Source organism: Streptomyces sp. JN8 (assembly GCF_055808075.1).
Map to the genome: position 1 here is coordinate 5753412 of NZ_CM147852.1, position 17727 is coordinate 5771138.

19 protein-coding genes are annotated in these 17727 nt (G+C 68.4%); 8 read left to right on the plus strand and 11 right to left on the minus strand.

Annotated features, from left to right (window positions below; genetic code table 11):
• Positions 1-10 precede the first annotated feature (10 nt).
• The 3 genes from ACY0MR_RS25330 (at position 11) to ACY0MR_RS25340 (ending at position 2211) form a co-directional block, all read left to right on the plus strand.
• Entirely contained in the window at positions 11-478 is a 468-nt protein-coding gene (locus tag ACY0MR_RS25330) for an NUDIX hydrolase (RefSeq protein ID WP_473555527.1), read from the plus strand.
• Between the two features lie 20 nt (positions 479-498).
• Positions 499-705, plus strand: a complete 207-nt coding sequence (locus ACY0MR_RS25335) for an e9imm peptide (protein ID WP_473555529.1) — start codon at positions 499-501, stop codon at positions 703-705.
• A gap of 519 nt (positions 706-1224) precedes the next feature.
• A complete protein-coding gene (locus tag ACY0MR_RS25340; protein ID WP_473555532.1) occupies positions 1225-2211 on the plus strand; it encodes a hypothetical protein in 987 nt (328 codons plus the stop codon).
• Between the two features lie 91 nt (positions 2212-2302).
• Here ACY0MR_RS25340 and ACY0MR_RS25345 read toward each other — a convergent pair whose 3' ends face one another.
• Positions 2303-2737: a hypothetical protein gene (locus ACY0MR_RS25345; protein WP_473555534.1), complete on the minus strand. Its 435-nt coding sequence runs from the start codon at positions 2735-2737 to the stop codon at positions 2303-2305.
• Between the two features lie 332 nt (positions 2738-3069).
• Between ACY0MR_RS25345 and ACY0MR_RS25350 the strand changes: the two genes are divergently transcribed.
• Entirely contained in the window at positions 3070-4131 is a 1062-nt protein-coding gene (locus tag ACY0MR_RS25350) for an HNH endonuclease (protein ID WP_473555537.1), read from the plus strand.
• 137 nt (positions 4132-4268) lie between these two features.
• Here the strand turns inward: ACY0MR_RS25350 and ACY0MR_RS25355 are convergent, their stop codons facing one another.
• From ACY0MR_RS25355 to ACY0MR_RS25365, 3 genes are all read right to left on the minus strand, one after another.
• On the minus strand, positions 4269-4982 hold the full coding sequence (locus ACY0MR_RS25355; RefSeq protein ID WP_473555539.1) for a HEPN domain-containing protein: 714 nt from the start codon (positions 4980-4982) through the stop codon (positions 4269-4271).
• Positions 4969-6030 (minus strand): GmrSD restriction endonuclease domain-containing protein, encoded by a 1062-nt coding sequence (locus tag ACY0MR_RS25360; protein WP_473555542.1) that lies wholly within the window; start codon positions 6028-6030, stop codon positions 4969-4971. The genes ACY0MR_RS25355 and ACY0MR_RS25360 overlap by 14 nt, the downstream gene beginning before the upstream one ends.
• Before the next feature lie 715 nt (positions 6031-6745).
• A complete protein-coding gene (locus ACY0MR_RS25365) occupies positions 6746-7900 on the minus strand; it encodes a pentapeptide repeat-containing protein (protein ID WP_473555544.1) in 1155 nt (384 codons plus the stop codon).
• Between the two features lie 821 nt (positions 7901-8721).
• Here ACY0MR_RS25365 and ACY0MR_RS25370 point away from each other — a divergent pair.
• On the plus strand, positions 8722-9210 hold the full coding sequence (locus ACY0MR_RS25370; protein WP_388799259.1) for a DUF4231 domain-containing protein: 489 nt from the start codon (positions 8722-8724) through the stop codon (positions 9208-9210).
• Positions 9211-9344: 134 nt separating this feature from the next.
• Here ACY0MR_RS25370 and ACY0MR_RS25375 read toward each other — a convergent pair whose 3' ends face one another.
• On the minus strand, positions 9345-9794 hold the full coding sequence (locus ACY0MR_RS25375) for a lamin tail domain-containing protein (RefSeq protein WP_361850531.1): 450 nt from the start codon (positions 9792-9794) through the stop codon (positions 9345-9347).
• Positions 9795-9919: 125 nt separating this feature from the next.
• Between ACY0MR_RS25375 and ACY0MR_RS25380 the strand changes: the two genes are divergently transcribed.
• Positions 9920-10915 carry an MBL fold metallo-hydrolase gene (locus tag ACY0MR_RS25380; RefSeq protein WP_473555547.1) on the plus strand — a complete coding sequence of 332 codons (996 nt, stop codon included), beginning with the start codon at positions 9920-9922 and terminating at the stop codon, positions 10913-10915.
• A 292-nt stretch (positions 10916-11207) separates the two neighbouring features.
• Here ACY0MR_RS25380 and ACY0MR_RS25385 read toward each other — a convergent pair whose 3' ends face one another.
• Positions 11208-11966, minus strand: coding sequence for a GntR family transcriptional regulator (locus ACY0MR_RS25385; protein ID WP_388799265.1), 759 nt, complete (start codon positions 11964-11966; stop codon positions 11208-11210).
• Positions 11967-12152: 186 nt separating this feature from the next.
• Here ACY0MR_RS25385 and ACY0MR_RS25390 point away from each other — a divergent pair, with 186 nt between their 5' ends.
• Positions 12153-12374 (plus strand): hypothetical protein, encoded by a 222-nt coding sequence (locus tag ACY0MR_RS25390; protein ID WP_361850525.1) that lies wholly within the window; start codon positions 12153-12155, stop codon positions 12372-12374.
• A 78-nt stretch (positions 12375-12452) separates the two neighbouring features.
• Complete coding sequence (locus tag ACY0MR_RS25395; protein ID WP_361850523.1) at positions 12453-12713, plus strand: DUF2277 domain-containing protein; 261 nt, start codon at positions 12453-12455, stop codon at positions 12711-12713.
• Here ACY0MR_RS25395 and ACY0MR_RS25400 read toward each other — a convergent pair.
• The 5 genes from ACY0MR_RS25400 to ACY0MR_RS25420 all read right to left on the minus strand — a co-directional run bounded on the left by ACY0MR_RS25400 (position 12673) and on the right by ACY0MR_RS25420 (position 17250).
• Positions 12673-13302, minus strand: a complete 630-nt coding sequence (locus ACY0MR_RS25400) for a DedA family protein (protein ID WP_392042707.1) — start codon at positions 13300-13302, stop codon at positions 12673-12675. The two genes, ACY0MR_RS25395 and ACY0MR_RS25400, sit on opposite strands and share 41 nt — an antisense overlap.
• Positions 13303-13843: 541 nt before the next feature.
• Positions 13844-14278, minus strand: coding sequence for a DoxX family protein (locus tag ACY0MR_RS25405; RefSeq protein ID WP_473561885.1), 435 nt, complete (start codon positions 14276-14278; stop codon positions 13844-13846).
• A gap of 353 nt (positions 14279-14631) precedes the next feature.
• On the minus strand, positions 14632-15282 hold the full coding sequence (locus ACY0MR_RS25410) for an HNH endonuclease family protein (protein WP_388799272.1): 651 nt from the start codon (positions 15280-15282) through the stop codon (positions 14632-14634).
• Positions 15283-15677: 395 nt separating this feature from the next.
• Entirely contained in the window at positions 15678-16346 is a 669-nt protein-coding gene (locus ACY0MR_RS25415) for an HAD-IA family hydrolase (RefSeq protein ID WP_361850519.1), read from the minus strand.
• Positions 16347-16521: 175 nt separating this feature from the next.
• On the minus strand, positions 16522-17250 hold the full coding sequence (locus tag ACY0MR_RS25420) for a peptidoglycan-binding domain-containing protein (protein ID WP_473555551.1): 729 nt from the start codon (positions 17248-17250) through the stop codon (positions 16522-16524).
• Positions 17251-17727 lie beyond the last annotated feature (477 nt).

Consider the following 17727-nt stretch of genomic DNA (forward strand, 5'->3'; position numbering starts at 1 on the left):
TCACTCTCCTATGCTCCTGTACATGAGTAACAGCGCCCAGAAGACGACGTCAACGCCACTGCACTCCGTGTCCGTCGCGGGCGCAGTCGTACGCGAGGACGGCCGCCTCCTGGCGATCCGCCGAGCCGACAACGGCACCTGGGAACTCCCGGGCGGCATCCTCGAACTCACGGAGTCCCCCGAAGCCGGCGTGACCCGCGAGGTCTGGGAGGAGACAGGCATTCGGGTAGAGGTGGAAGAGCTGACCGGCGTCTACAAGAACACCACCCGAGGCGTCGTCGCCCTGGTCTTCCGCTGCAAGCCCGCCGGCGGCGAGGAACGAACCTCCGCCGAGTCGACCGCGGTCGAGTGGCTCACCCCGGAAGAGATCACCGCCCGCATGACCGAGGTCTACGCGATCCGCCTCCTCGACGCCCTGGACGACAAGGGCCCCCACGTCCGCAGCCACGACGGCCGCCACCTGATCACGCCGCAGTGACCACACAGCCACTGCGGCGGATGCCCCGCGAAGAAGCGATCCTCCTGGTCGAGCGCCTGATGGACCCGGAGACACCCGAGGAGCAGTCCTCCGAGATCCTGACCGCGCTGCAACAGGGCCTGGCCTGCCCCCACATCAGCGACTACGTCTTCTGGAGCTCCGACCCCCACCCGACCCCGGAGAAAGTCGTCGACCGAGCCATGACCTACAGGCCGATCGCCCTCTGAGGCCAGCGCGGTAAGAGTTTCCCTACTTCATCAAGGCACCCGCCGCGCACGGCGCGGCGCGCGCGGCCCGGCGCCCGGGCCTGCGCTCCTGTCTGCGCCCCGCTCCAGCCCGGCCGCCGTCCGCACGCCTGACAGCTTGGGTTGATGGGTGGCGAACCCACGACGCGGCCGGGGCGGTACGCGGGTGCGGGTCAAGACGATGCCTCCGGCGGGGGCGCTCGGGCTCCGGGATGGGAGGGGCCCGTGGGCGGGTGCCGGCCGGTGGGTTGTGGCGGTGGGGGCTCCCATCCCGTCTGCCGTCGACCCAGGCAGAGCCGAGCAGACACGGCACCGGGCGTCCAGGTCGTTCGTCCAGTTGGGCGCTCCACCTGGACGCCCGGCACCGCGCCTGCTCCACGGTGTGTGGGTCGACGGCAGACGGGATGGGAGTTGCGGGTGGTTGCGTTTTCGTAGGCCGCGCCCCGCTCGAGGTGCGCAAATAGCTCCACAGGAGGAGCAGTCTAGGATAAATTCCCTCCCATGAGCGACTTTCTTTCTCACCAAAGCCTGTACTGGGGTGCTCGCAAATTCGCCCATTCTGCCATGGAGGCCCATTCAAACGATAACCAAGATGTCTTCCTCCTTCATGCCGGAGTGAGCATCGAAAGGCTCGCCAAGTCTACTCTTTCCAAGAAGACTCCATTCCTTCTCATGGAAATGAAGGGGAAGGATGACACTCTATTGCACCTAGCCGGAGTTCGAGAAACTCCGAAAGTTAGAACGGTTGGAGCCGCGCAAGCATTGGCTAGACTCCGATCAATGGGTGCTATACCGCAGCAAGATCCCGACCTGGATGAGCTTATAGAATTGCGCAACGGAATAGCCCACCTTGATGCCAGCGTGGACAGCTCTTTTGATGGCCTGGCTGTCATGACTAGAGCGACCAATGCGCTATTGTCTTACCTCGGCAAGGAGCGGGAGGAGTACTGGGGTGAATGGGTCGGGATTGTAGAGATCACCGAAAGTAGCGCCTTGGGAGTTTCCGAAAGGGAAGTGGCTAGGAGGATCGAACGGGCCCGTTTTCGGCTCAGGGAAAGGCTACGAGATGTCCCCGAAGAAGCGGTCTCGATCATCTACAGTGATGCAGCGACCGCAAAAGAAGGGCTCGGTGGGTATGGAATCCATTGGCAATGCGGCCAGTACAGCTTCCACTCGCCTACAGAGTGTCCGGCATGCAGATGCACCGGGCACTTGATAAGTAACCTGCCTTTCATTGGCGCGGGATCACCCTCGGGTAGTTTCGATAAGTTCTTCTACTGCCCCCTTTGCAACTTCAACGCGCAGGGCGCAGAGGAGTTTAAGGTCTGCGGAATCCAGGATCAGCATGCCTTTCTGGACGAAGAAGGGCAGCCTATCGATCTCACGATTTCAATTTTCAGCGAGTATATCGAAATGGGGGTGCTGGAAACCGCGGAAGTCGAAGCTTTGTTTCAATATCTGTCTGGGCTTGATGGTGGCGTCGGTTAAGGCTTGAGGGGTACATAGTTCATCGAGTTGAGGCGCTGGCCAAGGGCGTAGCACCCCTCCGGGGGGATCAGGCAAGAGGGGGTGTTTCTTGTCACGGCGGTAGGTGAAGTGGCTCGTGGTGGTGCCAGATGAGGTAACGGTCCTCGCGGCGCAGTTCGGCGGAGCCCCACTCGATGCGCATGACGCCCTGAGTCATGGAGCAGGCGTAGGCGACGAGCACGAGCTTGACGTCTTCTGACAGCAGGGTGAGGTCGGGATGGGGCTCTTGCTCGTCCAACCCGTCGAGGCCCAAGTCGAAGGCTTGTTGCATGGGCTCGGGGCCGTGCCGGCGTATCAGGTCGGCTCGGAAGCCCGTGGCGCGTCGCAGTCGTGCCGCCGTGACGGGGACGTCTTTCTTCGCGTAGCGGAGCGGATAGATCACATGGTCGCCAAGGATCACGAGCGTTCGTCCCTGTAAGCGCACGGGCGTGGCCGCGGGGAGTGAGGCGAGGCCCACTTCCAGTTCCTCGTACTGTGCGGCGTACAAGCCGTGTCCGTATGCCTCCAGGGTCTGGGTCTGTACTCCCTCGTGGCCGTTACGGGCTCGGGCATGGGCTCGAACCAAGCTGGCGGGGATTAGGTCGGCCAAGGGTCCTGCGGCGTCGCCGAAGGACTTCTCGGCCCACCCTGTCACGGTTGCCATGGCCTACCGCCCTTCCCCCTTGTGGCACCTGAGTGCCGAGCAGCATTCAACGAAACCGTGCAGGCTGGGTGCGAGCCGCGCAAGAGGGCATACGGCGCATGACGAGGCGCACGGTGTCCGGCATCGGTTGCGTCGGGTGGCAGGTGGCCGTCAGTGGTGGGCCGTACGCTGCCGCCATGCACAGAGGAGCGATCACACAGGGATCCGTGCTCAAGGCCATCGCGGAGTACGACGAGTTGGGACAGGCTGCGTTCCTGGCGAAGTACGGCTTCGGCGAGGCTCGCTCGTACGTTGTGGTGCACGAGGGGCGGGAGTACGACTCCAAAGCCATAGCCGGCGTGGCGCACCAGTGGGATCAGGGGCGAGCTCTCAGACCTGATGAGTTCAGCGGAGGCAAGGAGCACGCCGCGGCGTGGCTGAAACGGGCAGGCTTCCAGGTCAAATCCGTCAAGAATCCTGACTGGGCCCGGGACGAGATCATTCTTGCCTGTCAGCTTGTGATGGAGAACGGCTGGAAGGGGCTGGACGCTCAGGACGCCAGGGTGGTCGAGCTGTCAGGCCTGCTCCAACTGCTTCCCATCCACGCCGAGGCGGAGCGCAACGAGAAGTTCCGCAACCCGAACGGAGTGGCGCGCAAGACGTTCGACATCGCCACGCGACACCCGGAGTACCAGGGCAAGCCCACCAACGGCGGCGCCCTCGACGTTGCGGTGCTGATGGATTTCCTTGCCCGGCCCGACGAGATGACCGAGGCCGCTCGACTCATTCGGCAGGGCATCGTGACCGGCGAGCTGCAGAGCCTTGCGCCGACCGAGGACGAGGAGTTCGACGACTACAGCGCTCCCGAGGGACGGCTCCTCATGCGTCGGCACCAGGCCCGCGAGCGGAACAAGAGCCTGCGGAAGAAGAAGATCGCTTCTGTAACTCAGCGCGGTGGGCGGCTGGCGTGTGAAGCGTGTGGGTTCGACTTCGAGCAGGTCTACGGCGACCGCGGTGCTGGGTACATCGAGTGCCATCACGTCGTGCCGTTGCACGAAGCGGGCGAGGGTCGGACCAAGCTCAGCGATCTCGCCCTCATATGTGCCAACTGTCACCGCATGATCCACCGGCGTGCGCCATGGCCGACCCCTGAGGAGCTGCGGGCCTCCATCGAACAAAAGCATGCAGCTGACAGACGTGCCGCGGAAGTCATTACACGGCCACGCAGGGCGGCTGACGAGCAGATTCCGAACCCGTGATCTGACATACGCTGATGATGTCAACGTCGGTGCACAGAGGCAGTTCCGGTGGGCGGTGGGTCGACGGCAGACAGGATGACAGTGAGGTCGCCTGGGCTGATCGCCGCGCTTTGTTGTCCGTCTCCCCACCGTTGACCCTATGGCGACTTCAGATATCCCCTCGCGTTGAGGTATTGACTCCAGGAGTCAACTAGATGGATCAGGAATTCGACGATATCGTCGACGTACCTCTCAACATCAGGGATGGAGACACCTGCCTGTTGAAAAATCTCAGTGTAGGCAATGTTCCCGTGGGCGACGTCGTTTCTGAGCATCGCCATCTTTTGCAGTGATGCCCCCCAAGATGCGACGGGGAATGAAACGCCAGGCAAGCCGTATATCTCCCAGAGTCGATTGAAATGCTCGGGTTTCAGTGTTTTTCCGTCGAGAGGAGGCTGAGCTTGCTTTCTATTGATGGGGAATTCTGCCGGTTCGGCGCATGCGTCCAAGGTTGTTGCGTATCTTCGGCGTTCCCATAGTTTCCCGTGGTCGTTGAGCTCGCGAAGGCTTTCGAAGGTGGTGTGGGCGGCGAGCTGCCGCAGCGTAGCTCGCAAGTCTCCTACCTGAATGCTGGATGCATTTAGAGCGGAATGGGTCTCCTGGATCAAGTACTTTGTGAACGACTCGAGCTCCGCCATTGAGCAAACAATGGCGAGTGCTCTCGCATCGCGGCTCTCGCTTGCCCATTGAAGATTCTCTGCTGCGGACCTTCCTGTAACTAATGCCAGGAAGTTTTTTAGGTCGTCAACTCTCCGCAAGAACCTATCGGCCCGATCATGTATCTCTGCTACGAGCGTTTCATGCGGCGCCACTGAGCAGTTCCTTGGCTCGCTTCAGGCGCCGGCGTAGCATCGAGCGGGTATTCGTACCTGCTCCCGTCGAAGCCCGCAACTCGGGATCCTCTAGCCAATCCGGAGCAACCTCGGAAAAGGCGATGCCTTCCTGCACCATCTCTCCTGCGGCGACGAAGCACGCTTCGAACTGGACGAGGGGGGTGACAGGGGTCTGCTTGCGGAGAAACGCCTCGCCATCGCATGCCCTGTGCAGGGCTGCCAGCGCTTGGTCGAAGATGTTGCGCTCGACGGCGTAGTCGAACTCTTTGTTCGCTTTCTGCATGTATTTATTGAGGAAGGTTTCTACCTTCCCATCGAACTCATCCTTGTAATTCTTGTAGGCAAAGAATTTAAGGACTTGCTCCGTTCGTGTCCCGTCATCTTGACGCGTTTTTTGCAGCTTCAGGATATCGTTGAGGCGATAATCCTTCGAGAGTTCTTCGATGAACTCATTGAAGCGCCCTCGATAGACGCATGCTCGAACCTCTTGGGCTGTGAGTTGAATTCCTCCACGGTTCAGCCTCTCAAAGACGTCGAAACGCGCCTGGAGGTCACTCTTGTCTGTTAGGGAGATGACCTGCAGAGGTTGCCTGCCGAAATAGACTTGCAAGTTTTTGGGGAGATCGGAGAAGGTGCACTTGTTGAGCTCGGTGAGCTTTTCCAGTCCCCGTAGGCGCAGGGGCTCGTCCCGTTCGGTGAGTCGGGATTCATCGGAGTCGCGTGCCAGGAAATGTGCGAGCGTCGAAAGTCGCTGAAGCCCGTCGACTACTTCCCATTGAAATCCGACGTTTGTGGCGACGAAGATCGGCGGGATCGGGAGCCCCAGGAAAACTGATTCGATGAAGAGGGACTCATCGTCCTCTGTCCAGCGAAACTTTCGCTGGTAGCTCGGAGATGCGTTTAGCTCCTCATCGAAGATCATTCGCACCAATTCGCGTACGGAGAAGTTGTGTACAGCCACATCGACCCGTCCACGCTCTCCGCGCAACTGCTCTTCGAGATTCTCAAGAGTGGGAGACTCAGACATGCAGAGCAGTCTAGTGTTGCAGGGCTCAGCGACGAAGGGCTACGGGTGGTTAGTTCCTCCAGCGAAGGTCTCAGCTACGGCAGCCCAGCTTCCCTGGTGGCAGTCCTCGATGGTCAGTCAGGCCCATGCCGTTGCCACGGTTGGCCCCTCGTCAGGGCTAAACGCGCTGAGGGCCTGCTGCATCGGTAGCTGATGCTCGAAGCTTCTGGCGGCTGACCTTCAGCGTCCTGGGGCGCTACTGGCCTGACTCTGCGATACCACCCGGAGCCTGAGGACGGCCCAGACCAACTCTGGTGAGCAACCGTCGGACACCTGGACACCCAGTACTTGCACAAGGAACTGGCCTTCGGCGGCCGTCGTTCTGCGGTACGGAGATGTTGACGACGTCATGAGACAGCGCATCGAGTTCTGACCGTGTGTGCCAGATGCGTGCCAGATCGAGTGGTCAGTCACGGTCACTGGAGGGCTACCGTGGTGGTTACGCCCCTCGACAGCCGGCGTAGCACGCAGGTCGGCTGAGCTGCGACGACGGTTGGGACGTCGCTACCAGGCTTACAAAGCAGATGTCGGCGGTTCGAAACCGTCCGCGCCCACCAGCGCAAAGGCCCTCAGTCGATCTTGACTGGGGGCCTTTGACGTCCACATCTGACGTCATCGGCAATGATGAGCGCCAAAGCCGTGATGTCATCCGTTGATGACGGCCAGGAGCTGCCTCCTAGATCGGGCGCGTCCCGTCCCTTCCGTCGAAGAACTCCGCGCCGTCGAGGGAGACGCCTCCGCTGACGATCTCTGTGTCGTGGAACCCCGCGTCGGTGAAGGAGACCATGCCCCCGGAGAGCCGGGCGGCAGCGAACGAGACCTTGCCGCCGTGCCAGCCCGACCCGACGAAGGACACCTCCCCGTCGATGAACTGCGCGTCAGTGAAGTTCACCTCTGTGTCGTGGAACCCCGCGCCGGTGAAGGGGACCATGCCCCCGGAGAAGCGCGCCGCAGCGAACGAGACCTTGCCGCCGTGCCAGCCCGCCCCGGCAAAGGACACCTCGCCGTCGATGAATTGCGCGTCGGCGAAGGAGATCTCACCACCGTGGAACCCCGCGTCGGTGAAGGAGACCACCGCGCCGCAGAAACGCGTCCCGTTGAGGAAGACCCTTCCGTGGAACGCAGCGCCGTAGAAGGACACCTTCCCGCTGGAGAACACAGCGCCGGTCAGGTCGCCGCCGTCGAAGGCCACACCTGTGAAGTCGAAGTCGTGACCCTGCCAGGAGTGTGGGGCGTCCGCAGGGAGCCGGAGGCGGTCGCGGACGAGGCGAATGATCGTGTGCCGGATCTCCCGCAGGGCAACGTACTCGTGCCAGGCGCCGGTGTCCCCATGGAGCAGGTCGGACTCGGCGATGTAAGGGAGGCGGAGGTAGGCGCACAAGACATCGATACAGGTCTGGCGCAGTCCCCGCGTCGGAGCGTCGTCGGCAAGGCCCGCCAGGGCGTGGACGCCTCCAAGGCGGACGGCCGGGGAATCAGAGCCCAGTTTGTCGACGGCCTGGGAGAACCGTTCAGTGTGGAGTCGAGTGGCTTCACGGTAGGCGCCGGCCTCGTCTACGCGTTGCCGGCGGTAGGCGACGACCAGCGCGACAAGGGCACCAGCGCCGGCGACCACTCCGAAGGAGAGCTTCACCACCTCGAAGAGCGTCTTCGCGTCGAGCTTCGCACCAGTGTCGATCTCCTGGAAGTCCAGCAGATACACCAGGCTGTACAAGACGCTGCCGGCTGCCAGGACTGCCGCAGCGAAGGTGACCGTCAGGGCTCGGCCGACCTTCCACAGTCGCAGCTCTCGATCGCTGGGCGCTGTCCGCTCCCCTCGGATAGCTCTCATGAGAGTGAAGACTAGGCCCTGTCGTTCCGAGCCGTACGTGAGATCGACGTGCTCGTGATCGAGTGCTGCGAGCCCCGGCGGCGTGCCGGTGGGAACGGACGGTGGTGGAGCCCGCCGATGCCGTCCGGTCGAAGCCCGCAGCGCCGTCGGTCGGGGCCACCTGCCCTGCGTGGGTCGGCCTGTCGCGCCGGAGCGGTGCGACCGAGGTCCCTGTGCGGTACGTGCGGGTGCTGAGCGAGGTCGACGCGCGGTGGCTGATCCGGGGCGTCCGTCGGCCGTGCCCTGAGGACTCTCCCAAGAATCGCGTCGTCACCCGCGTCTTCCGTTGCGGTGGCGCGTGATCGCTCGGGTGATTTCGATCGTCGTGATCCACAGGGCCGCCAGGACGAACGGGGTCGCCAGCCAGATCGCCAGCCAGGTCCACCCGCTCACGGTCGCGTCCTCGCGGTCGTGGGGCGGGCCGGTCGCACCCTTGAAGGGTTCGGCGTTGTGCGGGGTGCCGGGCGTCGTTTGCCGGCGGGACGTCGCGCGGTCTCGCGTGCGGGGTCGGGGTGGGGCATCGGTCTCGTCCTTCGCAGTCCTGGGCGTCGGCACCCGCGCGATCTCGACCTCGGCAGGGTAGGCCCTGTCTCGTGCCGCACGGTCCTGGCAGCATGCTCCGGGTCCGGGTACCCGTTCCTCCACTCGATCCGCTCCCTGCCCCCCATTCGGACCACGTGCCGTGGGTGCGGCGGGAATTGACGGGGACCTGGTGGGGCCGGTGTACTCGGCGTATGGCTGAGGTGGGGGACGCACCCGAACCCGGGGTGCAGGGTGGCGAGATGACGCCACAGCGGTACATCGAGACGCGGCTCTCGCAGTACCAGGACTGGTACGACGCCAAGGCGACCCGGATGAAGGCGATGCATCTGCGGATGCGGACCGTGTCCGTCGTCGGCGGTGCGCTCGTGCCCGTGTTCGTGAACCTCGATCTGGCCTTCGCCCGCGTGACCGCCACCGTGCTGAGCGTCGTGGTCGTCGCCGCCGTGTCGCTGGAGAGCGTCTACCGGTACCGCGAGCAGTGGAAGAACTACCGGTCCACCGAGCAACTCCTCGGCCACGAGCGGGTCTACTTCGAGACCAAGGTCGGGCCGTACCACAACCTGCCGAAGCGGGACGCCTTCTCGACGCTCGTCGCCCGGGTCGAGAAGGCCATCGCCAGCGAGAACTCCGCGACCCTCAACGTCATGACCCTCGGCGGGCAGGTCACCGCCGACGTCCAGCCGCGCGCGGTCCCCGCCGCGCGGGAGCCCGAGGCGGGGGCGAAGTAGGGCGGCCGCGTACGCGTGCGGCCCCGGGGTCCGTGCCCCGGGGCCGCCGTTCCTCGTCCTGCGCGGAGCGTACCCCTCGGTGGTCACCCGGTGATCCGGACGGTCACCACCGTGGCGTCAGCCCGCGTGGCGGGTCAGCACCACGTGTAGTCGACCCGCGTCGAGTTGTACGAGCAGGTGTCGACCCGCGCGCCGTTCGACTTCTTCAGCGTCGCCGTGTCGCGGTCGTTGTTCCAGACGTACGCGCCGCGGTTCTGGTAGACGTTCGCGGCCGAGTTCGTGCCGCGGCCCGTGCGGACCGTCACGATCTTGCCCTTGCCCAGGACGAAGTTGCCGAACGTGTACTTGTGGTTCGCCGCGTCCGTCAGCGTCCAGCCGCGCAGGTTGACCGCCGCGCTGGTCGTGTTGCGTATCTGCACGTACTCGGCGTTGAGGCTCGTGTTCGAGCGACGGTCCGTGCCCGGGCTGTCGTAGTAGATCTTGTACAGGTGGACCGAACCGGCGGCCTGTGCCTGCGTGGGCAGCAGCAGGACGCCGGAAGCGGCGGCCGCGGTGACGGCCGCGAACGTGCGTGCGCGAAGCATGAATGTCCCTCGGTTTCTGCCGGGAGCCCGCCGATGGGCCCCGACGATCACACACGATACGCACGTTCTTCACCTCTTCCGCACAAGTTCCCGCCAGTTGGCGCGCGGGCCTTTAATCTTGGCTCATGAGCGACAGGTCCCTTCGGCTCACCGTTCTGGGGTCCGCCACCCCCTATCCCCGTCCCGGCAACGCCTGTTCGGGATACCTCGTCGAAGGCGGCGGCGTACGCGTCTGGGTCGACGCCGGCACCGGCACCCTCGCCGAACTCCAACGGCACGCGCCCGTCAACGACATCGACGCCGTGTGGATCTCCCACCTCCACGCCGACCACTCCGCCGACCTGCTCACCTACTTCTACGCCCTGCTCTACGCGGGCCTCGCGCCGGACCTGCCCGTGCCCCTCCTCGGGCCCGCCGGGATCGCCGACCGGCTCGCCGGCTTCCTCACCCACGGCCCCGAGCGCAGCCCCGTCGAAAGGGCCTTCCGCATCGAGGAGTTGTGTGACGGGCACGTCGCCCGCATCGGAGGACTGACCCTGACCTCCCGCGCCGTCGAACACGGGCCTCCCGCCTTCGCGTTGCGCGTGGAGGACCAGGACGGGGCCTCGCTCGTCTACTCCGGCGACTGCGAGCCCTGCCCCTCGCTCGTCGAACTCGCCCGCGACTGCGACCTGTTCCTGTGCGAGGCCGACGGCGAGGGCCCCGGCCACCACTCCGCCGCCCAGGCCGGTCGCGTCGCGGCCGAGGCCGGGGTCGGGCGGCTCCTCCTGACCCATGTCGGGTCCAGTCCGAATCCGAAGCCGAATCCGACCGCGACTCCGCCGTCGCCCGGAGGGGGCGGTGGTCGGGTGGGGGAGAGGGCTGCCGTGGTGCGCTCCGTCGACCGGGCCGTCGCCGAGGCCGCGCTCACCTTCGCGGGCGACATCACCCACGCCGATCCGGGGCTGCGCTTCGACGTCCTGCCCGGCGTGTGGGCGGACGCCCTCCCCGGCACCGCGCCCGACGTCCTCTTCGACTCCCTGCCGGGTTCCCGGACGGGCGCCCCGGCCGAGCCCGGGTCGGGCGCCGATTCCGGCTTCCGGGCGGAGACCTGTCCCGGCGGGTGGTCGGACGTGCGGTGAGGCGGTGGGGCCGTGAGGCGGTGGGGCGGTGGGGCGGTGAGGCGGTGAGGCGGTGAGGCGGTGGGGCGATGCTTTGGTGAGTTGGTGAGTTGGTGAGTTGGTGAGTTGGTGAGTTGGTGAGTCGGTGAGTCGGTGAGGCGGCCGGGGCGGCCTTGCCCGGCCGTAGCCGTCCCGTCCGACCCGATCCGCCCGACCTCGTACGGACCGCCGCGCCTCACCTCGTACGGGCCGTCGTGCCTGATCCCGTGCCGGACACCACGCCTCACCTCGTCCGGACCGTACCCCCCGCCCCTCACGCCTCGAAGTCGTACTCCAGCACGTACGACGACGAGTCCAGCGTCATCTCGTTCAGCTCCACCGCCACCCCCGGCCCGGTGAACGCCGTACGTCCGATCAGGACCACCGGCGTGCCGAAGTCCAGTGCCAGTCGGTCCGACTCGTCCGCCGTCGGCATCCGGCAGCGGATCTCCTCGCGGAACCGCACCGGCCGGTGGCCCAGCTCCGTCAGCCGGGCGTAGGTTCCACCCGGACCCGTGTCCGGTTCCGCGATCGGCGTCCCGCGCACCAGCTCCGCCGACAGGTACGAGACCGACAGCAGCACCGGTCGGGAGTCGAGGACGAACCGGCGGCTGCGCACGCACACCGGGGAACCCGGCGCCAGGTTCAGCGCCCCTGCCACCCGCGCCCCCGCCTCCGTCTCGCCCACCTCGATCTGGTCGACCACCAGGTCCCGGTCCTCCACGTCCGCCGACCAGACCGAACGCCCGCTGCCCCACTGCTCGCCGGCCAGCCGCGGGATGCCCCGCCGGCGCAGCGGGCGGAAGGCGCGGACGAAGACCCCCGCGCCCTTGCGGGCCTCGGTCAGGCCCTCGGTCCGCAGGACGGAGAGTGCCTGGCGTGCCGTCATCCGGGCCACGGCGTACGTCGTCATGAGGTCGTTCTCACCGGGGAGCCGGTCACCCGGCGCGAAGTCGCCCGACTGGATCGCGGTTCTCAACTCGTCGGCGATGCGCTGGTACTTGGGCCGACGAGCGCTGTCCTGGTCAGTCACGGGTGGACCACTCCCTTCATCTGCGGACACCCTACGGCGCACCCCGAGGGCAGGGTGCACACGTGTGCGCCGCCCCGCCCGGTCGATCCATCCATCGGGGGACATCTCTAGAGATACGTTGACAGGGAGGGGGCGGAGGGCTTCTCTGGTTCTCCCCAGCTTCAGGAATCGGGACGGAGGGGTTGCGTGCAACCACTGCCCGAGGTCGGTGACCTCGTCCGTGACACCGCCACCGGGCGGGTCGGTTTCTATGCCGGGAGCGCCTCCGGGCGCTGGCTGATCCGGGCCGTCCACGGCGGCGCCGAGTGGGAGGCCGACCCCGTCGACGTCCAGCCGGCCACCCCGCTGCGCGAGCTGCGCGCCCGTGCCGCCGAGATCAACGCACGGAGCCGGCGCGGACTGTCCTGAGGCCGGGCCGTGTCCCGGCGGCCGGTCGCGGCCGCCTCGTGCGGGGCGGTTGTCAGTGGGGCGCGCCACACTGGAGGCATGTGCCGCAGCATCAAGACGCTCCGACCTCCCGCGCTGCCCGAGGAGGCCACCGAGGACGACATCCGCGCAGCCGCCCTGCAGTACGTCCGGAAGGTCTCGGGCTTCCACCACCCGGCCGCCCACAACCGCGAGGTCTTCGACCGGGCCGTGGACGAGATCGCCGAGGCGACCGCGAGACTCCTCGACGACCTGGAGGTCCGCGGTGGGCACTCCGGCGTCAGGAGGCAGGCGCGGGAGCCTCAGCCGGACGCCGTATGAGGTAGGCGGCGAGCCCGCCCGCGAGGAAGAGCGCGAGGGTCGACACTCCCGCGCTGAACCACGTCGCGCCCAGCCACTGGCCGCCCAGCCAGCCGAGCCCCACGCTGTACGAGGCCCAGGTCACGCCCGCCAGGGCCGACCACGGCAGGAACTCCTCCACGCGCCGCTTCGCCGCGCCCGCGCCCAGGGAGACCACCGAGCGGCCGGCCGGAGCGAAGCGGGCGAGGACCACGAGCAGTCCGCCGCCCCGGGCCAGTGCGGTGCCGAGACGTTCCTGCGCCATCGACAGGCGCCGGGACCGGGCGATCGTCCGGTCGAGCCGGGCCCCGCCCCGCAGTGCCAGCCGGTAGGCGAGGAAGTCTCCGAGCACCGAGGCCGTGGCCGCGCAGACGAGCAGCAGGAGGACGGAGGGGACGTCGGGGTCGGCGGCGGTGGCCGACGCCGCGGCCGTGGCCGCGGTGATCACCAGGAAGCCGCTCGGCAGCACGGGCAGGAAGACGTCGAGCAGGATCGACGTCGCCACCACCGGGTAGATCCACGGACCGGCGGTGAGCGACCGCAGCGAGCCCAGGCTGTCGAGCAGATTCACAGGGGCAGAGCCTACGCGGGGCCGGGGCCCGCCCGGCCGGTGGGTGCCGGGCGTGGCCGGGCCCGCGCGAACGTGTGCGACTTTGCGGGAACGTGCCCGGAGCCGTGTGCCGGTCCCGGGTGAGGGACGCGGTGAGAAGGGCCGGAACGCGCGTTGCGTGGTCCAGACCTTTGAGGTACGCGGTCCGGCTCCGCCCGCAGTCGGGCGCGAGCGGGCGGTCCGGCTCCGCCCGTACTCGGTGGCCCGGCTCCGGCCGCCGCCGGTCGGGCCGGCTTCGTCCGTACCTGGGCGGCCACGGCTCCGCCCGCAGTGGGGCAGGCGGTCCGGCTTCGTCCGTACCTGGGCGGCCACGGCTCCGCTCGCTCCTGGCCGCCCGGCTTCGCCCCGCCCCGGGAGGCGTGGCTCGGTCCGCACCCGCGAGGCACGGCTCCGCTCGCACCGGGGGTGACGGGTCGCACCGGGTGACGGGCGGAGTCGTGCCTCGCCGGGAGCAACGCGGGCCGGGGCCCGGGTACCGGATGCCCCCGGGGCGGCCGCGACGTCAGGCCGTGACCGGGGTCGCCTGCTCCTCGCGCTCCTCGTCCGCCCGGCTCGCCGTGGCGCCCGCGCCCACCCGGCGGCGGAACAGGCCGTCGAGGGCCAGCGCACCCGGTCCGGTGAACACCAGCAGCACGAACGCCCAGGCGAACAGGGCCGCGGTCTCGCCGCCGTTCTGGAGCGGGAAGAGGGACTCCGGCTGGTGGACCTTGAAGTACGCGTACGCCATCGAGCCCGAGGCGAGGAACGCGGCACTGCGGGTGCCCAGGCCGAGGAGGACCAGGCCGCCCGCGCCGAGCTGGATGACGGCCGCGTACCAGCCGGGCCAGGTGCCGGCCGGGACCGTGCCGCCGCCCATCGCGCCGCCGAGGACGCCGAAGAGCGAGGCGGCGCCGTGGCAGGCGAAGAGGAGGCCGACGACGACGCGGAAGAGGCCCAGCGCGTACGGCTGGGACTGGTCGAGGCGGCCCGCGAGGCCGCTCGTACCGCCGGTGGCCTTCGCGTACCGGCCGGCCGCGCCGCTCGGGGCGCCGGTGCCCTTCGCGTCGCCGGTGTCGGTCGCGCGACGCGGATCGTGCGGGGCGTCGGGGGTGTTCGGGGTGTTCATGGGGGGACTCCTTCGGCCTGACCCCGTCCGTGGGGTGGACGGGGAGTGGGGACGGAAACCGATGAGGCCGTCAGGTTAGGCACCCCTCACTAGTGCTTGCAAGTTCAACATCAGGCCACCGGGACGTGTGTGGTGAGGTTCACTTCCCGGTGGCCCTTGTCGACGTGGAGTCAGCGAGAGTGTCCTCAGCAGCCGTTGAGGACGGACTGGAGGGCGCTCTTCTCGGCGGAGTCGACGCTGAGGTTCCAGTGGTACTTCACGTGCACCCATGCGCGGGCGTACGTGCAGCGGTACGCGGTCCGCGAGGGCATCCACTCGGCGGGGTCCTGGTCGCCCTTGGACTGGTTGACGTTGTCCGTCACGGCTATCAGCTGCGGACGGGTCAGGTCGTTCGCGAAGGACTGGCGCTGCGAGGTCGTCCACGCGTTGGCGCCCGAGCGCCACGCCTCGGCGAGCGGGACCATGTGGTCGATGTCCAGGTCGGCGGCGGCGGTCCAGGTGGCGCCGTCGTACTCCGAGTACCAACTGCCGCTGGTGGCGGCACAGCTGGAGTCCGTCACGACGTTCACGCCGTCGCGCTTGAGGACGGTCTCGCGGGTGTTGCAGGCGCCGGACTGGGTGATCCAGTGCGGGAAGAGATCCCTGCTGTAGCCGGAGGAGGAACCTTCCGCCTTGACCGTGAGGGCCGCCAGGTAGGTGCGGGCGGTGGACGCGCTGACCGGCGTCGGCATGGCGGCCTGGGCGGCCGGGGCCGTGGCGAGCAGACCGGTGACGGTGAGCGCGGCGGAGGTGGCGAGCACGGCGAGTCGACGCGCGTAGACATTGCCGACGGGCATGGGAACTCCCTTGATGTGGGGGGACCTTGGCGGGTGCCGTCCCCGTGTGTGCCGGGCGGCGGCCCGGTCATCGTGGCGGCGCGAGGTTTCGTCGGGGGGTGCGCCAGGTAACAGCGTGGCGACATGGGCACGTCACATCAAGGGGTGCGACGTGTCTGATGGAGCGCCAGGTTCCGCCCGGCGGTGCGGGGTTGGACTGTCTTGGCGCGCTCGCGTACGTATGGGGTGGTACGGCACTCGCGCCCGGGTTCAGCAGTTATGCGCGGGTGTGGCGGGTGTGACGGGTGTGGCGGGTGTGGCGGGTGCGGCGGGTGCGGCGGGTGCGGCGGGTGGGCGCGCCGGGTACGACGAGACCCCGGGCCCGTCGGGCCCGGGGTCTCGTTCCGTTCCGGTGGTTACGGCAGCACGGTCAGCGTGATCGAACCGTCGGCCGCGGGCTCGACCCGCAGCCGGGTGAGGTCGGCGACGTGCACGTCCGGTGCGAAGGCCCCCGCGCGCGGGCCGACGCCCACGATCCGCATGCCGGCCGCGCGGCCCGCCTGGATGCCGGCCTCCGAGTCCTCGAACACGATGCAGTCCGCCGGGTCGAAGCCCAGCTCCGCCGCGCCCTTCAGGAAGCCCTCGGGGTCCGGCTTGCTGGCCCCGACGAGCTCGGCGGTGACCCGGGTCGTCGGCATCGGAAGCGCCGCGGCGCCCATCCGGGCCTGCGCGAGGGCTTCGTCCGCCGAGGTCACCAGGGCGTGCGGCAGCCCGGCGAGCGCGGCCATGAAGGCGGGGGCGCCGGGGACGGGTACGACCCCGTCCAGGTCGGCGGTCTCCTCGGCGAGCATGATCCGGTTGTCGGCGTGGTTCTCGGCCATCGGGCGGTCCGGGAGGAGGACGGCCATGGTCGCGTACCCCTGGCGCCCGTGGACCACCTTGAGCACGGCGTCCCCGTCGAGGCCCTGCCGCTCCGCCCAGCGTCGCCAGCAGCGTTCGACGACGGCGTCCGAGTTGACGAGGGTGCCGTCCATGTCGAGGAGGAGGGCGCGGGCGGTCAGCGTTGCCGGGGTGGTGGCAGGCATCGGGTCTCCAGAGGGGGTGGTACGGAGAACGAAGCGGTCCCGCCCACCGGTCAGGGAGTGCGGGCGGGGCCACTTTGTTTTTCCACGATACAAAACCGGGGGCCGACTTGGCCAACCGGTCCGGATGCCGGGACCTCGGAGACCGCCGCGGTCCCGGCCGCGTACCGCCGCCGGGTCAGATGTCGGGGGTGTTCTCCTCCAGCATCCGGCGCGTCTCGGGGCCGTAGACGCCCTCCGGGTCGCCCAGGATGTACCGCCACGACTGGTAGCGGGCCACCGCGTCGCGGACCTCCTCGTCGTACCGCCCGTTGACGCGGCCGAAGTAGACCCACACCGCGGCCAGCCGTCGCTGGAGCTCCCGCACCTCGTGGCCCGAGGAGCCCAGGCTGAGGGTCGTGACGTCCTCCCCGCCCTCCTCCGGCGACCCGGCCGACGGCGTCGCGGTCGGCGGGGCCGTCGTCGGCGCCGTGGTCGGGGCGGACGAGGAGGCGGAGGGGGCCGGCGCGCCGCTCGCGGACGCGGAACCGCTCGGCGCCGCGGTCGTCGGGGTCGCCGAAGGGGCCGTGGGCGACGGGGACGCCGACGCGGTGGTCTCCCGCGGGGTGGGCGACGAGGACGTCGGCTCCGCCGTCCGCGAGGACGCGGAGGGGGAGGGGGCCTCGGACACGCCGAGGTTCAGGGACGCGCTCGTGGTCACGTCGGGGACGGCCGCGCGGTCGTCCGAGTCCTCCCCGCCGCCGAGCACGGCCGCCGCGAGGGCGGCGGTGCCCGCCACGGCGACGGCGGCCACCACCGCGACCAGGGCGCCGCGCCGACGTCCCCGCCCCCGGCCGCGGTCGTCCTCCTGCCCGTACCCGTACCCGCTGCCGGGCGGCGGGGGTACGTCGCCGACCCCGCGCAGCATGAGCGGCATGGTCTCGGAGGGATCGCCCCCGGGGTGCGCCCCCTCCGCCGGAAGGCCCCCTGCGCCGTACGGGCCGGGGGCACCCGGACCGCCACCGTACGAGCCACCCGGCCCGGCACCGTACGAGCCGCCGGCTCCCGCCCCGGTCCCGGCCTCAGCGCCGACCCCCGCCCCGGCCCCGGCCCAGGCACCAGACCCGGTACCGGCACCAGACCCGGTACCGGCACCGGCACCGTCCTGAGCCCCCGTCCCCGCCCCGGCCGGCCCGTCCCCGTCCGGCCGGATCGCCGCGAGCCGTGCCGTCGGCGGGTCCTCAGCCCCCGTGCCGCCGTCCGGCGCGTCCAGCGTCACGTACGGCCTGATCCGGAGCGGATCGAAGTCCTCGGCCGCAGCCAGTTCCGCCTGGGCGCAGGCGCAGCCAGGTCTCTGTACACCGCATTCAGGACAGATGAGTCCGGTCATGATGGGTCCCCTCCC

Bases quoted from the DNA above. Each gene is read 5' to 3' on its own strand.
- ACY0MR_RS25330 (WP_473555527.1), top strand. From the start codon at position 11: ATGCTCCTGTACATGAGTAACAGCGCCCAGAAGACGACGTCAACGCCA.
- ACY0MR_RS25335 (WP_473555529.1), top strand. From the start codon at position 499: ATGCCCCGCGAAGAAGCGATCCTCCTGGTCGAGCGCCTGATGGACCCG.
- ACY0MR_RS25340 (WP_473555532.1), top strand. From the start codon at position 1,225: ATGAGCGACTTTCTTTCTCACCAAAGCCTGTACTGGGGTGCTCGCAAA.
- ACY0MR_RS25350 (WP_473555537.1), top strand. From the start codon at position 3,070: ATGCACAGAGGAGCGATCACACAGGGATCCGTGCTCAAGGCCATCGCG.
- ACY0MR_RS25360 (WP_473555542.1), bottom strand. From the start codon at position 6,030: ATGTCTGAGTCTCCCACTCTTGAGAATCTCGAAGAGCAGTTGCGCGGA.
- ACY0MR_RS25365 (WP_473555544.1), bottom strand. From the start codon at position 7,900: ATGAGAGCTATCCGAGGGGAGCGGACAGCGCCCAGCGATCGAGAGCTG.
- ACY0MR_RS25370 (WP_388799259.1), top strand. From the start codon at position 8,722: ATGACGCCACAGCGGTACATCGAGACGCGGCTCTCGCAGTACCAGGAC.
- ACY0MR_RS25375 (WP_361850531.1), bottom strand. From the start codon at position 9,794: ATGCTTCGCGCACGCACGTTCGCGGCCGTCACCGCGGCCGCCGCTTCC.
- ACY0MR_RS25380 (WP_473555547.1), top strand. From the start codon at position 9,920: ATGAGCGACAGGTCCCTTCGGCTCACCGTTCTGGGGTCCGCCACCCCC.
- ACY0MR_RS25395 (WP_361850523.1), top strand. From the start codon at position 12,453: ATGTGCCGCAGCATCAAGACGCTCCGACCTCCCGCGCTGCCCGAGGAG.
- ACY0MR_RS25410 (WP_388799272.1), bottom strand. From the start codon at position 15,282: ATGCCCGTCGGCAATGTCTACGCGCGTCGACTCGCCGTGCTCGCCACC.
- ACY0MR_RS25415 (WP_361850519.1), bottom strand. From the start codon at position 16,346: ATGCCTGCCACCACCCCGGCAACGCTGACCGCCCGCGCCCTCCTCCTC.
- ACY0MR_RS25420 (WP_473555551.1), bottom strand. From the start codon at position 17,250: ATGCTGCGCGGGGTCGGCGACGTACCCCCGCCGCCCGGCAGCGGGTAC.